Origin of the sequence: Mitsuaria sp. RG, from assembly GCF_028369275.1 — a bacterium.
Classification (GTDB): Bacteria; Pseudomonadota; Gammaproteobacteria; order Pseudomonadales; family Pseudomonadaceae; genus Aquipseudomonas; species Aquipseudomonas peradeniyensis.
The window spans coordinates 127,758-143,276 of record NZ_JAQMYQ010000006.1 but is presented as its reverse complement, the minus strand read 5'-3'; the positions used below and the strand labels follow the sequence as shown (position 1 = coordinate 143,276).

9 protein-coding genes are annotated in these 15,519 nt (G+C 68.2%); 2 read left to right on the top strand and 7 right to left on the bottom strand.

Translation table 11 applies throughout. The annotated features are described in order from the left end of the window. Positions 1-67: 67 nt before the first annotated feature. The 6 genes from POF53_RS05775 to POF53_RS05750 all read right to left on the bottom strand — a co-directional run bounded on the left by POF53_RS05775 (position 68) and on the right by POF53_RS05750 (position 7,357). Positions 68-1,135, bottom strand: a complete 1,068-nt coding sequence (locus tag POF53_RS05775; RefSeq protein ID WP_498966785.1) for a GNAT family N-acetyltransferase — start codon at positions 1,133-1,135, stop codon at positions 68-70. A gap of 427 nt (positions 1,136-1,562) precedes the next feature. After that, positions 1,563-2,846: a histidine decarboxylase gene (locus POF53_RS05770; RefSeq protein WP_498966783.1), complete on the bottom strand. Its 1,284-nt coding sequence runs from the start codon at positions 2,844-2,846 to the stop codon at positions 1,563-1,565. Positions 2,847-2,926: 80 nt separating this feature from the next. Further along, positions 2,927-3,676: a 2,3-dihydro-2,3-dihydroxybenzoate dehydrogenase gene (gene dhbA / locus POF53_RS05765; protein ID WP_232856206.1), complete on the bottom strand. Its 750-nt coding sequence runs from the start codon at positions 3,674-3,676 to the stop codon at positions 2,927-2,929. Next, on the bottom strand, positions 3,676-4,542 hold the full coding sequence (locus tag POF53_RS05760) for an isochorismatase (protein ID WP_232856207.1): 867 nt from the start codon (positions 4,540-4,542) through the stop codon (positions 3,676-3,678). The genes dhbA and POF53_RS05760 overlap by 1 nt, the downstream gene beginning before the upstream one ends. A 17-nt stretch (positions 4,543-4,559) precedes the next feature. Further along, positions 4,560-6,161, bottom strand: coding sequence for a (2,3-dihydroxybenzoyl)adenylate synthase (locus POF53_RS05755; protein ID WP_498966780.1), 1,602 nt, complete (start codon positions 6,159-6,161; stop codon positions 4,560-4,562). Positions 6,162-6,187: 26 nt separating this feature from the next. Continuing rightward, the gene (locus POF53_RS05750) at positions 6,188-7,357 is read right to left on the bottom strand and encodes an isochorismate synthase (RefSeq protein WP_232856209.1); all 1,170 of its coding nucleotides are present in this window, start codon (positions 7,355-7,357) and stop codon (positions 6,188-6,190) included. Between the two features lie 128 nt (positions 7,358-7,485). Here POF53_RS05750 and POF53_RS05745 point away from each other — a divergent pair, with 128 nt between their 5' ends. Both POF53_RS05745 and basC read left to right on the top strand, forming a co-directional pair. Then, positions 7,486-11,772 carry an amino acid adenylation domain-containing protein gene (locus POF53_RS05745; RefSeq protein ID WP_498966778.1) on the top strand — a complete coding sequence of 1,429 codons (4,287 nt, stop codon included), beginning with the start codon at positions 7,486-7,488 and terminating at the stop codon, positions 11,770-11,772. A 61-nt stretch (positions 11,773-11,833) separates the two neighbouring features. Continuing rightward, positions 11,834-13,153, top strand: coding sequence for a putative histamine N-monooxygenase (gene basC, locus POF53_RS05740; protein WP_232856211.1), 1,320 nt, complete (start codon positions 11,834-11,836; stop codon positions 13,151-13,153). 120 nt (positions 13,154-13,273) lie between these two features. Here basC and POF53_RS05735 read toward each other — a convergent pair whose 3' ends face one another. Beyond that, a complete protein-coding gene (locus tag POF53_RS05735; RefSeq protein WP_498966775.1) occupies positions 13,274-15,379 on the bottom strand; it encodes a condensation domain-containing protein in 2,106 nt (701 codons plus the stop codon). Positions 15,380-15,519 lie beyond the last annotated feature (140 nt).

Sequence of the window (15,519 nt, the reverse complement as noted above, 5' to 3'; positions counted from 1 at the left end):
GCCGTCGGGGATCTGTTTTCTTACACTAAGCCATTGGTCCTTGGTCACTTGCAAAAACTCCGATCGGTTAGCTGGCGGCCCGGGAAGCCGGGGCCGCGGGAAGGCTGCAGAGGTTGTTGGCCAGGTGCGCGTAGGCCAGGTCGAAGCGGGCGATGTCGTCGTCGAAGCCGTGGCTGCGCGGCGCCACGTCGAAGTCCTGGAACACCAGCTGGATGCAGTCGTAGCGCGTGCCGTTCTCCAGGTGCCAGGCCGGCAGGTAGGCGGTGATGGCAAAACCCAGGCGGCGCAGGCTGGCCAGCAGTTCGAGCTTGTCGGCCAGGATCACCAGGCTGACATACTCGGCCTGCGCATGTTGGCGCAGCAGCGCGCCCAGCTCCGCCAGCACGGCGTGGCTCGACAGGTAGCGACCGCACTGGCCCGACAGCATCAGCGCTCCGGCCTTGGGATCGTGGGTGTAGCTGAGCTGGCCATGGCGTTCGGCGCCGGTGGGACCGCTCAGGAAGGTCTCCGGGTAGCTGCCTGGGGTGACGCCGAGCCGCAGGGCGGGGTAGAGCAGGCGACGGACGAAGTCGGCGGCGCGAGTGGTCACGTACCAGGGCGCAACATGGACAAAGCCGGCCTGCAGCACCGGCTGGATGGCGGTCAGGTGATATTCGCGCAGGCCGTCGACCGTGTCCGGGCCGCCGTCATGCCCCACCAGCACGGCGGGGCGGATCTTGTTCATGACGCTGTGGCTTGCGATGTTGCGGGTGATGTAGAAGCCCAGTTCCACGGGCTCGGGCCGGTGGGTCTCGAAGCCCAGGCGGATCAGGCTGGAGATGGCGCCGGTCCTTCGCGCATCGGGGTGGATGACCCCGTGGCAGACTTCCCACGAGCGGTTCCAGGGGCGACGGGCGATGCAGCAGCAACCGAGCAGCTGGCTCTGGGCCTCGGCAACGAACCACTGTTGCTGCCCACTGCCCATGGAGTAGTGGATATAGCCCGGGTTCTGGCAGGGGTGGGTGGTCTGCCCATACACCTGCTGGAACAGCGCGGCGAGGGCTTCGATATCGGCGGGGCTGGCCGGGCGATAACGCAGTGATTCGGTTTCCGGCAACGGCGCAACTGCCGTTTGCGGCGAACGGGTCGCAGTCATGACGCACCTTTTGTCTTTATTGAAGGCGAACGAATGCAGTGACCGCCCAAGGCGGGTCACAGGCACGTGGCGGGGTGGGTGCAGGGGTCAGTGACGGGGATGTCGTCGCAGGTCGGCGCGGCTGGGTGATGCGTGTAGAGGGTGAGGCGAGGGTGCGTCATCCGTGAGCATGGCCATCATACGACTCCTGTACATGGCGGGTTCTTGTCCAAGGCCAGCGGAAATCCTTGCCGCTGCCAGGAAACGGACTATAGAGCCACGCCATGGGCCGTCAAACGGGGGGCGACCGGTGTCTGCAAGGCGGTGCCCCGTCACGGTACCGAGGCGGCGGGCAGGCCCGCCCCCTGTTTTTCGGCACGCAAGGTCCCGGAGCAGTGCGCCGTAAGAAAAGGCTTACATGTAAATGGTTGTAAAGATGACCAGGCGTTCAGATATCGCTGTCCTTGAGGCGGGCAAGGCCGCTGTCGCGCGAGGGTCTGGCATGGCCCGGCAGCGGCTCCGGCCGGGGTAGTCCTGTCGTGCTGTAGACTCGGGTACGACTGCCCAGGCCATCCACCAGTGGCGCCTGCAGCGGGTATCGGGTGCGAGCCTTGAGGTCAGCGATCACCTCGTCGAGCAGGGCGTCGATCTGTGCGCTGTCCTGATGATGGGCAGTGGTGATCAGGTGCGCGGTGTCGCCCGAAGTGGCCAGGCAATGGCGTTTCCACACGCTGGCCGAGGGGCAGGGGAACACCACGGTGATCGAGTTGGGGTTGCGCCAGGCCTCGATGCCGGCCGCCCGCAGCCGGTCCACCGCGTGCTGGGCCAGGTCCAGGCAGCGCTGGATGCGGGCGCGCCAGTCCTCCCGCGACCGGCTGCACAGGGCGGCCCACATCATCAGTGGCGTGTGACCATTGCGCGAGCCGCTGATGGTCTGGTCGCGGGCGCTGATGTAGTCGATTTCCACCGAGATGCGCTCGACGTTGCCACGCCGGGCCACGACGATGCCGCAGGGCATCGGCGAGCCGATCATCTTGTGTCCGGAGACGCAGATCGAGTCGATGCCGTCGGCGAACGAGTAGGGCTCGGGGGCGTCGACGAAGGGCAGGATCATGCCGCTCAGGGCCGCGTCGGCATGCAGGTAGTAGTCCTCGCGGCGGATGCCGGCCCGGGCCAGGCGTTGCTGGATGGTGGCGATATTGTCGGTGGCGCCTCGCAGGGTGGTGCCGATATTGGCAAAGATGATCGGGTGGCGCTCGCCGTCGGCGGCGATCCGCGCGACCAGGTCGTCATAGTCCATCTCGCCATTGGCCTGGGATTCCACCACCTGGGCCTTGATGCGCAGCAGGCGGACGATCTTGGCCACCGAGTAGTGGGTGTCCTTGGAGTAGTAGAGGGTGGCGGCGGGGAACAGCTCGCGGGCCAGGTAGCAGCCGAACATGTTGCCTTCGGTGCCGCCGTTGGTGACGTAGCCCCAGCTGTCCTCGAACGGGATGTGGAACAGCTCGGCGAAGTAGCGCATCACCTCGCGCTCGAAGTCGAAGGAGTTGAGCAGGTAGTTGCTGGGCTCGTTCCAGTCGCCGCAGTTGTTGATGGAAAAGCGCATGAAACGGTGCAGCAGGCTGTAGTCGAAGTCGGCTGACTCGGGGTAGCCGACATTGAAGTACTGGTGGGTGAGGCAGTATTGCCAGAAAGCCTCGAGACGCTTGTGGTTGGCGGGTGAGAATGTCATGTCCAGCTCCATGGTGCGCGCTCGGCCAGCCAGGGCCGAGCGCGGTGCGGGTGAAAGTCCTTGTCAGTGCCGCATCAGGCTCAGGCGGCCAGGGTGGCGCCGCCGTCGACCACGATATCCTGCAGGGTCACGTGGCCGGCCTGCTCGGAGGCCAGGAACAGCACCACATTGGCGATGTCGTCGGGCGTGGCGATCTTGCCCAGCGGCACGCCGAGCTTGAACTGCCCGGGCAGGCCGTCGACCAGCTGGCGCTCGAGCGCCGGGTCGCCGAGCATGCCGGCGAGCATCGGCGTGCGCGTCGAGCCCGGCGAGACCACGTTGCAGCGCACGCCATAGGGCGCCAGTTCCAGGCCCACGCAGTGGCTCAGGCTGACCAGAGCGGCCTTGGAGGCGCAGTAGGCGGCCATGTTCAGGCGCGGCACGTGGGCGGCGTTGGAGGCGACATTGACGATGGCGCCGCGGCGCTGGCGGCGGAACACCGGGGTCCACTGGCGCATCAGGTAGAACGGCGCGCTCACGTTGACATCCAGGCAGCGCTGCCAGTCCTCGCAGGACACTTCGTCGCTGCGCCCCAGGCGCAGCACGCCGGCGACATTGACCAGCACATCGAGGTACTGCGCCTGCTCCTTGAGGCGGTCGCAGACCCGCTGCACATCGGCCGGGTCGGTCAGGTCGACATGCAGCAGCGGGAACGGCACGTCGGCCTCCTCGCAGTCCAGGCCGATGACCTCGGCGCCTTCGTCGAGAAACTGTTGCGCCACGCAGCGGCCAATGCCGCTGGCGGCACCGGTGACCAGCACGCGCCGGCCGGTGAAACGGGCCATGGCCATCAGGCGGCACCCCGCGCTTGCACCAGCGACCACCAGCCGTCCAGGGTCGGCGCGTTGGCCAGTTCCTCGAAGCTGACGGCGATGCCGCGCTGCTTGAGCTCGGCGGCCAGCTTCATCACCTGCAGCGAGTCCAGCCCGTAGAAGATCAGGCTTTCCTGCGGGTCGAGGTCGCTGTCGTCCTCGATCATCTGGCGCACCCGGCCGTGCAGCCAGTCGCGGGTGGTTTCGCCCGCGGGCTGGGTCAGCAGGGTGGCGGTGTCGGTCACATGGCCGCAGCGGGTGGCCACGTACTTCAGGGCCAGGCGGTGCTCCTCCTCGGAGAAGTCGGCCACCGCATCGCCCACCAGGAACGCCTGGATATCGTTCATGAAGGCGTCGGCGGCGGTGATCATGCAGCCAATATGGGCGTACACGCCGCCGATCAGCAACTGGTCACGCTGCCAACCGCGCATGCGCTCGAGCAGGTCGGAGCGCTGGAAGGCGCTGTAGCGCCACTTGGTCAGCACGGTGTCGCCCGGCTGCGGCGCCAGGGCGTCGATGATCGGTTGCTGCTCGGGGCTGGCCGCCGGCAGGCCCGGGCCCCACATGGCGTTGAGCAGGGCGCGGTCCTCGGGCGGCTGTTCATGGGGCTGGGCGGTGTAGACCACCGGGATGCCCTGCTCGCGGGCCCACTGGATCAGCCGCGACAGGTTGTCCACCAGGGCGGTGAGCAGGGCGCCGTCGGGCTGGTAGAAGCGCAGGAAATAGCGCTGCATGTCGTGGATCAGCAGCACGGCGCGGGCCGGGTCGGGCTGCCACTGGGTCTTGTTGGCCGGGTAGCTGGCCCGCTGTGGCATGGCATAGTCGTGGATGGTTGGAATGGTCATGTCGGGTCCTTGGACGGTCAGGCGGTCGGGGCAACGGCGAGCAGCGCGCGCAGTTGCTTCTTGTCGATCTTGCCCACTGCGGTCAGCGGCATGGCGTCGATCAGCCGGATCCGGTCCGGGAGCTTGTACTCGGCGATGCCCAGGCCCATCAGGTGACGGCGCAGGGCAATCGGCTTGAGCTGCGGATTGCGCGAGACGATGAAGGCGCAGCTCTTTTCGCCGAGCAGGTCGTCGGGCAGCGCCACCAGGGCGGCGTGGGTCACGTCCGGGTGCATGACGATCAGGTTCTCGATCTCTTCCGAGGCGACCTTCTCGCCGCCGCGGTTGATCTGGTCCTTGACCCGGCCGACCACCCGCAGGTTGCCGTCGGCGCTGCGCTGGACGATGTCGCCGGAGTGGTAGAAGCCGTCCTGGTCGAACACCTGGGCGTTGTGCTCGGGGCTTTTGTAGTAGCCGCAGAAGGTGTAGGGGCCGCGGGTGGCGAGCATGCCCGGCTCGCCGTCGGCGACCGGCTGGCCCTGTTCGTCGAGGATGCGCACTTCGTCCAGCTCGCTGATCGGCCGGCCCTGGGTGGTGAACACCTGCTCGTTGCTGTCATCCAGCCGGGTGTAGTTGACCAGGCCCTCGGCCATGCCGAACACCTGTTGCAGCCTGCAGCCCAGCACCTCGGGAACCTGCCGGGCCAGGGCCTCGGCGAAACTGGCGCCGCCGACCTGCAGCAGGCGCAGGCTGCGCAGCTTGGCGGCGTGCCCTGGGGCGGCCTGCAGCCACAGGGCCACGGCGCTGGGCACCAGGGCGGCCATGGTCACGGCATGGCGCTCGATCAGGGCGAAGCAGTTGAGCGGCTCCGGGTTGGTCGCCATGACGATGCAGCCGCCGGCGTGCAGCACGCCCAGGCCACCGGGGGAACTGAGGGTGTAGTTGTGCGCCGCGGGCAGGGCACAGAGAAAGCGTGTGTCGCTGTCCAGGGCGCAGATCTGCGCGCTGGCGCGCACGCTGTAGGCGTAGTCGTTGTGGGTGCGCGGAATCAGCTTGGGAGTGCCGGTGCTGCCGCCGGACAGCTGGAACAGCGCCACTGCGCCGGCTGGGCTGGGCGCGTAGTGGGTGCCGCGCACATCGGCGCTGGCGCTCCAGTCGTCGAGGGCATCGAGCATCAGCGTCAGCTTCGGACGCAGGCCTTCCTTGGCCAGGTCGTCGAGGAACGCGTCGTTGCGGAACACTTCGTGCTCGGCCGAGGCGATCAGCAGGGCGGGGTGGATCTGCCGGGCAAAGGCGCCCAGCTCGTGCTGGCGGTGGCTGTAGAGCGCGTTGACCGGGGCGATGCCGGCCTTGAACAGGGCAAACAGCACGATGTAGAACTCGGCGACGTTGGGCAGTTGCACCAGCGCCGTGTCGCCCTGGCCCAGGCCGTGGGCGGCCAGGCGCGAGGCCAGGTTGGAGGCGCGCCGGTCCAGTTCGCCGTAGCTGATGCGGCGCTCGCCGCAGAGGATCGCCGGTGCTTGTGGCTGCGCGGCGGCGCGCTCGATCAGCAACTGGCTGAGCGGCTGGTCGTTCCAGTAGCCGGCGGCGCGATAGCGCTGCGCCCGGTCCGCGGGCCAGGGGGTGAATTCGATAGTCATGAAGGTCTCGGAAAACGGATTTGAGGTCAATGGTCCAGGCCGCAGGCACGCAGCATGGTGCCGAGCTTGGTCTGTACTTCGTTCCATTCGGTGTCGGGGCTGGAGGCCTCGACGATGCCGGCGCCGGCGAACAGGCGCACGCGCTGGCCGTTGAAGGTGCCGCAGCGGATGGTCACCACCCACTCGCCGTTGCCCTGGGCGTCGCACCAACCGACCATGCCGGTGAACAGGCCGCGCTCGAAAGGCTCGACGAAACGGATCAACTGGCGTGCCCGCTCGGTGGGGTAGCCGCACACGGCGGGGGTCGGGTGCAGGCGGCAGGCCAGTTGCAGGGCGTCGATATCGGCCGCCAGTTCGCCCTCGATACGGGTGGACAGGTGCCACAGCGCGGCAGTGCTGATCAGCGACGGTCGCTCGGGGACCTGCAGGCGGCTGCACAGTTCGCCGACGCGCTGGGCGATGTCCTCGGTGACCAGACGGTGCTCGTAGTGGTCCTTCTCCGACGCCGCCAGCCATTGCGCATTGGCGCGGTCGGCCTCAGGGTCGGCCATGCGCCGCACCGAGCCGGCCAGCGGGTTGCTGACGAACGCCGTGCCTTGCTTGTGCACCAGCAGCTCCGGGCTCACACCCAGCAGGGTGGCGCCATCGGCCAGGGGCACGCGGAAGTGGTAGCCCTCGCGGTTCAGTGCTTTCAGGTTGGCCTGCACCTGTGCCGGGTCCACGGGTGCGGCAAAGTGCAGTTCACGCTGCACCGAGAGCACGGCCTTGCGCACATCGCTGTGCTGGAAGTTGACGATGGCGTGGCGCACGGCGCGCTTGAAGCCGTGTTCGTCGGGGATGTTGGCCTGGCTGAGCAACGCCGGCAGTGCGCCGGCCTGGGCGGGAGCCGCGGTGCGCGCCTGCCAGGCATAGGCCTGGGGGACGTACAGGCTGCAAGCCTGGGTGGTGTCGAAAGGGATGGCGCCGACCACGATCGGGTTGTCCTGCCCCGCCTGGCGGGCGCGTTCGAAGGCCTGGTCGATGCTGCGCCGCAGTGCGCCGCCGGCCAGATGGCTTCCTTGCGCCGGGGTGTCGATACGCTCGCGCAGACCGCTGACGCTCAGTTCGCGGTCGCCGGATGTGAATGAAAAGCTCGAGTCCTCTTGGCTGAGCGGCACGGTGTCCCTGTCTTGCAAACGCAGGGTGCCTGTCTTCATGGGTAGCCTCCTTGGCGATGGGTGAGAAAGAAAACCTTGAAATATAATCATTCTCGTTAGTAAATATGAGGACGCGAAACACATGGATTTGTCAACCACGCGGGTAAGCGATGAGAGAGTTAACTTCGATGCAGGCCGCCTGTTGGATCGGGCGGGATGCACATGCGGCACTGGGTGGCGTCAGCGCTCACCTGTATGCCGAGTTCGATGGCCAGGCCATCGATGTGGCGCGCCTGACGGGCGCACTTGAGGGGCTGTACCGGGCGCATTCGATGCTCAGGCTGCGCATCGACGGGCAGGGGCGGCAGACCATCGACGAGGCGCTGTGCGCCCAGCTGGAGCTGGAGGATTTCAGCCACCTGGACGGGCCGGCCGTGGAGCGGCGCCTGCTGGAGAAACGTCGCCAGTGGAGCCACCAGCGCCTGGACCTGAATGTCGGCCAGGGCGCACGCTTCGGCCTCAGCCTGCTGCCGGGCAATGCCAGCCGGCTGCATGTGGACACCGACATGATCGCGGTGGACCCGTCGAGCTTCCGGGTACTGATGGAAGACCTGGCCCGGCTGTACGACACCCCTGGAACCGTGCTGCCGACCACGCCGAGCTACTTCGACTGGCTGGACCAGGTGCGTGCCGATGCCGACCTGCGCGCCGCCCGCAGCCGTGACCGCGGCTGGTGGCGAGCACGCCTGGCGCATATCGCCCCGGCGCCCTCATTACCCTTGCTCCCGCCAGGGCCGGCGCGCAGCGAGCGCCTTGCCGCCCGGCTTGAGCCGGCCCAGTACCGCGCCCTGCAGCAGGCGGCGCGGGCGCAGCGGATCACCTCGTCGGCGTTGCTGCTCGGGCTGTTCGCCAGCGCCCTGGGCGAACACACCGGGGACCGCCGCCTGCGCCTGAACGTGCCGGTGTTCTGGCGCGAGCCGGTGCTGGAGCCGGTGCAACGGATCGTCGGCGAGTTCGCAAACCTGGTGCTGGTCGATGTCGACTTCACCGGCGTCGCCAGCCTTGCCGCGCTGTGCCAGGACCTGCACCGGCAATTGGTCGAGCGCCTGGCGCACAGTGCCTATCCAGGCGTGGACCTGATGCGCGACCTGTCGCGCCATCACGGCACGCCGCAACTGGCGCCGGTGGTCTTTACCGCAGGGCTGGACCTGCCCGGTGGCGAGCTGTTCTCCGAGCGCGTGGGCCGGGTGTTCGGGCCGATGGACTGGGTGATCTCCCAAGGTCCGCAGGTGGCACTGGACGCGCAGGTGGCCCAGGTCGACGGCGGCCTGCTGGTCAACTGGGATGTACGCCTGGATGCATTGCCGGCGGACTGGGTCCGGTCACTGTTCGAGCGCTTCATTGCCTTGGCCGTCGCGGTGGCCGCCGACTCCGGCGCACTGCACCAGCCATTGGCGATCGAGGCCAGCCGGGACCGACCCTTGAACGCCCTGCAGCAGGCCTACCTGCTGGGGCGTGGCGAGCACCTGCCACTGGGCGGCGTGGCCATGCAGGAGTTTCGCGAGTACCGCGGGCGCATGGACCTGGCGCTGCTGCGCAGCCGCCTCACGGACATGGTGCACCGTCACGACAGCCTGCGCACCCGCATCGACGCCCAGGCGCTGACCCAGTCGGTAAGCGACCAGGTGCAGGTCAACCTGGAGGTGATCGACCTGCACGCCTTGACGGCCGAGCAGGCCCAGGCACAGCTCGACGTTCGTCGTGAGGTCTACGCCCATGCGCTGTTCGACTTGGCCGGGCCGCCCTGGAATGTCACCGCCTTCCCGTTGCCGCAGGGCGAGCTGGTGGTGTTCGTGCGCTTCGATGCGTTGATCCTCGATGGACGCTCCATCGCTACCCTGATGGTCGAACTGTTCAACGGGCACTGCCAGCCGCTGACCGCCAGCGAGCCGACGGCGGCTGTTAACGACCAAAGCGAGGTGCGCAAAGCCGATGCCGAGTATTGGAAGTCAAAGCTGGCCGAGGTTGATGGCGCGCCACGGCTACCGTGGCGCTGCGCCCTGGACAAGGTCGGCGTGGCCCGGTATGCACGCCAGCGTCAGGTGATCCCGGCCCCGGCGTTCAAGGCGTTGAGTCGTGCCGGTGCGCGCGAGGGGCTGTTCAAGAACTCGACGATCATGGCCGTGGTACTGGAAGTGCTCGGCCACTGGCTCGATGAGGGCAGCCTGTGCGTGGCGGTGCCGGTGGCGCCGCCCCAGGACGGCGCGTTCGCCAACCGTTCCAGCTTTATCGCCCTCGATTGGCAACGCAGCCTGCCCACGCTCGCCGAGCGCGCCAAGCGCCTGCAGGCCGATGTGCTGGAGGGGCTGCAGCACCTGGCGTTCTCCGGCGTGGACCTGGCCCGCCTGCTGTACGACAGCAACGGCCCGGGCCCGGCACTGCCGGTGGTGTTGACCAATGGCCTGTCCTGGCCGGTGGGCGCGGTCGATGGCCCGATGACCTTGAGCGCGGGCCTGACCCAGACGCCCCAGGTGGCGATGGACATCCGCTTCTGCAACACCGCCGAGGGAGGCCTGGCGTTCGAGATCGACTATGCCCGCGAAGCGGTCGATGGCCGCTGGGTCGGGCAGTTGCTCGCGGCTCTTGGCCAGGCGGTGGAGCAGTTGGCCGGGCAGGCCGCGTTCGAAATTCACGCACGGCAGTTCATCGACCTTGGTCACTACCGCCTGAACAGCACCGAGGCGCAGGCCGAACCTGTCGACATCCTCGGGCGCATCGCCCACAACCTGTTCGGCCCGGACAATGGGCGCATTGCCTTGCTGCACGGCGAGCGGCGGATCAGCTACGCCGAACTGGGCGAGGGCGTCGCCCGTATCGCCCAGGCTTTCAAGGCCCGGGGCCTGCAGCCTGGCCAAGTGGTCGCGATCTGCCTGCCGCGCGGCCCCGAGCACAGCATGACGACCCTGGCCTGCGCCCTGAGCGGGCTGGTCTGGGTGCCGATCGACGCGGCGGCGCCCGAGGAGCGCCTGCGCTACCTGCTGGACAACTGCCAGCCGGCGCTGGTGGTCGACGCAGTCGGTCCACTGCTGGCGAGTCCGCCGGCAACCCTGGACCTGGGTGGCCTGGCGGCCTTGTCGGCCAGCAGCGCGCCGGCCTACTACCTCTATACCTCTGGCACCACCGGCAAGCCCAAGTGCGTGGTGCTGAACAACCGCGCCACCGCCAACGTCATCGGCAGCACCCTGGCACAGTGGCAGGTCAGCCGCAATGACGTGTTCATCTCGGTGACCCCGCTGCACCACGACATGTCGGTGTTCGACGTGCTCGGCAGCCTCTGCGCCGGGGCGGCGCTGGTGTTGCCCGAGCCCGGCGAGGAGAAGGACGCGCTGCGCTGGAACCAGCTGGTCAGGCAGCACGGAGTGAGCCTGTGGTGCTCGGTGCCGGCCATCCTCGAAATGCTCCTGGCCTGCCGCCAGGGCGACGGACTGAACAGCCTGCGCCTGCTGGCCCAGGGCGGCGACTACATCAAGCCGGCGGTGATCGCCGAGCTGCGCGAGCAGTTGCCAGCGGCGCGGCTGGTGTCCCTTGGCGGGCCGACCGAGACCACCATCTGGAGCATCTGGCACGAGATCGGCGACCAGGACCGCGCCAGGGTGCCCTATGGCCGACCACTGCCGGGCAACCGCTACTGGCTGCTGGACGAGCACGGCGAGCATTGCCCGCAGGGCGTCGCCGGGCGTATCCACACCAGTGGGGTGGGCCTGGCCCTGGGCTACCTGGAGGACGGCGAACTGGTGCAGAACGACTTCGTCAGCGTGCGCGACGAGCACGGTGCGCCGGTGCGGGCTTTCCGTACCGGCGACCGTGGCCGCTACCGCGAGGACGGCGTGCTGCTGTTCGACAGCCGGGTCAATGGCTATGTGAAGGTGCGCGGCGTGCGCGTGTCGCTGCCGGACATCGAGATCGAGCTGATCCGCCACCCGGCGGTGCAGCAGGTGCTGGTGGTGGATTATGGCGACACGCAACAGGGCGAGGCCTGCATCGGCGCGCTCTATGTGCGGCGCAACGGCGCGCCGCCCGGCGCCGTGGCGCTACGCGAGCATGCCCGGGCGCTGCTGGCGCAGTCCCACGTGCCCACGCGCTTCGTCGAGGTGGCCGAGTTGCCGTTGACGGCCAACGGCAAGCCGGACCGCCGCCGCGCCCGCGCGTTGCTGGAAGGCGAAACCGAGCAGGCGCCGGCAGCGACGCCCAGTGACCCGCAGCGTTGCGCCCAGGTGCTGGCGATCTACCAGCAGGTGCTCGGTGCCACGCAGCCGGCCTTGGACTTCCTCGCCATGGGCCTGCGCCCGCAGCACCTCAAGCCCCTGGCGGCACGCCTGGGCGAGGCCTTTGCGGTGCGCTTGTCGCCCGCACAGTTGCTGCCGTGCCGCACGGTCGAAGACGTCGAGCGCCTGCTCGCCGCCACGCCTGCCTGAATCAACCGCCCTGGGTCGCACCCAGGGCGCCATCCGTAGTTTTTGGGAAATCATCGAGCATATGGACATAGCAACCGTAGACATCGCCGGCATCGGCGTCGGACCGTTCAACCTGGGCCTGGCCGCGCTGCTGTCGCGCCACCCGGACCTGCGCTGCGCGTTCCTCGAGCGCAAGGCGGAATTTCGCTGGCACGAGGGGCTGCTGCTGCCGGGCACCACCTTGCAGGTGCCGTTCCTCGCCGACCTGGTGACCCTGGCCGACCCTTGCCACCCGTTGAGCTATCTCAACTACCTGCACCAGCACGACCGGTTGTTCCAGTTCTACTACTACGACCACTTCCAGGTGCCCCGGCGCGAATACGATCACTATTGCCGCTGGGCCGCGCGCCAGCTGCCAGCCTGCCACTTCGGCGAAGAGGTCACCGGGGTGCGCTACGATGGCGGCAGCGAGCGCTTCGTCATCGACAGTGTGTCGGTGTCGGGCCTGGAGCGGCGCTACAGCAGCCGCGACCTGGCCATCGGCCTCGGCACCCGGCCGTGGCTGCCGGCCTGGGCGCGCGCGCGCAGCCAGGCGCCGGTGCTGCACTCTGCGGAGTTCGGCAAGCGCCAGGCCGAACTGGAGCAGTGCCAGCGCGTGGTGGTGGTCGGCTCCGGGCAGAGCGCGGCGGAGTGCGTGCTGGCCCTGTTCAATGCGTTGACGCCGCAGCAGGTGGAGGCGGGGGCGTCGATCCACTGGATTACTCGGTCGGGGGGCTTCCATCCCATGGAGTACTCCAAGCTTGGCCAGGAGTGCTTCACCCCGTCCTACATGAACTACTTCCACACCCTGGACCGCGACAAGCGCCGCGAGATCGTCGCGGAGCAGGGCCTGCTGTACAAGGGCATCAGTTTCTCCACCATCGGCGCAATCTACGACCTGATCTACGAGCGTTCCATCGGCGGGCGCGAGCCGGGGCTGACGTTGTTGTCCAACTGCGACGTGGAGACTGTGGAGGACCTGGCCTCGGCGGGCCTGCGCATGACCTTCCGCCACCGCCAACTGGACCAGCGGGCGACGCTGGAAACCGATGCGATCGTCGCGGCGACCGGCTATGCCCATGCCTGGCCGCAGTGGTTCGAGCAGCTCAAGGGCACGGTGCTGGCCACCGACGCGCACGGTGACTGCATCGTCGGTGAGGATTTCACCGCACAGCGTTGCGATGGCGGCAGTGGCCGGGTGTTCGTGCAGAACGCGGAGATCTTCCAGCATGGCGTCGGCTCGCCGGACCTGGGTCTGGGGCCGGTGCGCAATGCGGTGATCCTCAACCAGTTGCTGGGCCGGGCGCAGTACCGGGTGCCGCAGCGGTCGTCGTTCCAGCTCTACGGGTTGCCGCAGGACTGAGCCATGGGGCTGCTTCGCAGCCCTTTCGCGGCACAAGGCCGCTCCTACAGGGGAACGCGTACCTCTCTGTAGGAGCGGCCTTGCGCCGCGAAAGGGGCGCAAAGCGCCCCCCCCGGGGTGCTACAACACTACGTCGCCCAGCGCCCGCCGGCCGGCATCCACCTCGGCAAATACCCCGAACGCCGCCGAAATCATCGCGCACAGGCGCTCGACCTGGACAGCGCTGTAGCGATCACTGCGGTAGGTGACCACCAGTCGCAGCGAGCGCTGGCCGTCGAACACATCCTCCATGATCTCGAACTGCAGGCCGAACATCGACTCGCTCTTGTCCGGGTCGATCTGCTTGTAGCGGATCGCCTGGCCCTCGGGCGTGCGCAGGGCGCCATTGAGGGCGTTGTTGGCGTGGATCTGCACGTACACATCGAACATCAGGCCCTCGGCGGGCGTCATGCCCAGTGCCTGCTGGATGGTCTCCATGGGCACGTCGGCATAGGCCATCGAGTCGTTGATCATCCGCGTCACTTCACCCAGCAGCTCGCCCAGCGACTGCTCCGGGGCGAACTGCACGCGGTGAGCGACCATGGTGGTGAAGTAGCCGACGGTGTCGAAGAACGCCGGATCCGTACGCCCCGAGGCCGAGGTGCCGATCACCAGGTCCGAGAGGTTGCCGAGCTTGTGCAGCGACAGGGCGATGGCGGTGTAGATCACGCTGAACAGCGATGATTGGTGCTGCCGGGCACTGGCGCCGAGTTGCTCCAGCACGCCGGGTGCGGGACGCAGCTCCAGCCATCGGGCCCGGGTGGTCGCCTGGTCGGCGGGCAGCAGCGTGGCATCATCCCAGGCGGGCAGGGCAAGGCCGCGGGTGGCGTCACGCAGCAGTTCGGTCCAGTACGCCAGGTGGCGCGGGTTCGGGCCCTGGGCACTCTGGGCGAGGGCGAATTCGTGGAAGGTACGCGCTGCCGTCGGCCATTGCGGCGCCCGGTCCTGGGCGCGGGCCAGGTAAGCCTCGGCCAGTTCGGCCATGATCACGTTCAGCGACCACTCGTCGATGGCCATGTGGTGGACCAGGAACGACAGCACCTGGTGGCCGCTGTGCGGGTCACGCAGCAGGCGCAGCCTCAGCGGCAGCTCGCGGGCCAGGTCGAAGCGGTGCGCCGCCTCGCTGGCAAGGCTTGCCCCGGTGCTCTCGGCGCTGCTCCAGAACCACTTGTAGCGGCCCAGTTCGGCCAGCGGCACGATGCGCTGGCAGGCGCCGTCGCCTTCGCCATGGTAGGTGGTGCGCAGGCTGGCGTGGCGCTCCAGCAGGTCAGTGAAGGCCTGTTGCAGCAGCACTTCGTCCACCGGGTCGTGGAAGTCCAGGGCAAAGGGCAAGTTGAAAATGGTGCCGTAGTCGAAGGCCGCGCAGGCGCGCCACAACGATGCCTGGGCCAGGGCCATTGGCGCCTGCTGGATATCCCCGGCCTGATCGCTGGCCTGGTCGGCTTGCCCTTGGCTCAGCTTGGCGCGGCTGGCCAGCGCCGACGCGCTGGGCGAGGCGAAAAAGTCGCTGAAGCGCAGTTCGATACCGTGCTCGCCCTGCAGGCGGCCGATGATCCGCGTGGCCAGCAGCGAGTGGCCGCCCATGTCGAAGAAGTCGTCGTCCAGGGTCATGCCAGGCTCCGCCAGCGCCTGGCGGAACGCGTCGAGGATGCGTTGCGCGATGTCCGTCGAGGGCGCCTGCGACAGCGGTTCGAGCAGCAGTGGCTGGTCGCCGGCCTGGGCGTCGTATTCGGCGCGGATGCGTTCGAGCAAGGCTTGTGGCGACTGGCGCAGCACCGCATGGCAGAGCAGGCCGAGCGCGGCCTGCTGTTCGCTGGCCAGCAGCAGGGCCTCGAACGGCGGCTGCCTGGTGGAATCCCAGGGCGCCGCCTGGCGCGCCCGCAGCAGGGCGTCCATGCCCTCGGCCGCGCCCCGTTCGATACGCAGGCACGGGTACCAGCCGGGTTCCTGGGTCTTGTACAGGTCGCCGTCGTCGCTGAAGTGGTAGCGGCTGTTCAGGCCCGGCGTGGATTCGACCACCGCCTGCACGGCCAGGGCCAGCAGCGACAGGTCGGCCCGGGGGCCAAGGCGCCAGGCACCCAGTTGCCGGTGCAACCGCTCGGGTTGCTGCTGCTGGGCGAACCAGGCGAGTTCCTCGTGTTCGTCAAGGACCTGGGGCGAGGGTGGGGTGGTGTTGCGTTCCAACATAGCTAGCTTCCTGCTGTTCGATCGTTCAAGGCCCGCGTCGGCCTCACTGCCATCCATGGATCGCGGTGAGTGGCCGCGCAGAGGGGTTGCACCACCGGGGTGCATTGCGTGAATCCCGGGGATTCGTTATGGTGTGAAAG

Excerpts from the sequence above, each read along its gene's own strand:
- POF53_RS05775 (WP_498966785.1), bottom strand. The coding sequence starts at position 1,135 with ATGACTGCGACCCGTTCGCCGCAAACGGCAGTTGCGCCGTTGCCGGAA.
- POF53_RS05770 (WP_498966783.1), bottom strand. The coding sequence starts at position 2,846 with ATGACATTCTCACCCGCCAACCACAAGCGTCTCGAGGCTTTCTGGCAA.
- dhbA (WP_232856206.1), bottom strand. The coding sequence starts at position 3,676 with ATGGCCATGGCCCGTTTCACCGGCCGGCGCGTGCTGGTCACCGGTGCC.
- POF53_RS05760 (WP_232856207.1), bottom strand. The coding sequence starts at position 4,542 with ATGACCATTCCAACCATCCACGACTATGCCATGCCACAGCGGGCCAGC.
- POF53_RS05755 (WP_498966780.1), bottom strand. The coding sequence starts at position 6,161 with ATGACTATCGAATTCACCCCCTGGCCCGCGGACCGGGCGCAGCGCTAT.
- POF53_RS05750 (WP_232856209.1), bottom strand. The coding sequence starts at position 7,357 with ATGAAGACAGGCACCCTGCGTTTGCAAGACAGGGACACCGTGCCGCTC.
- POF53_RS05745 (WP_498966778.1), top strand. The coding sequence starts at position 7,486 with ATGCAGGCCGCCTGTTGGATCGGGCGGGATGCACATGCGGCACTGGGT.
- basC (WP_232856211.1), top strand. The coding sequence starts at position 11,834 with ATGGACATAGCAACCGTAGACATCGCCGGCATCGGCGTCGGACCGTTC.
- POF53_RS05735 (WP_498966775.1), bottom strand. The coding sequence starts at position 15,379 with ATGTTGGAACGCAACACCACCCCACCCTCGCCCCAGGTCCTTGACGAA.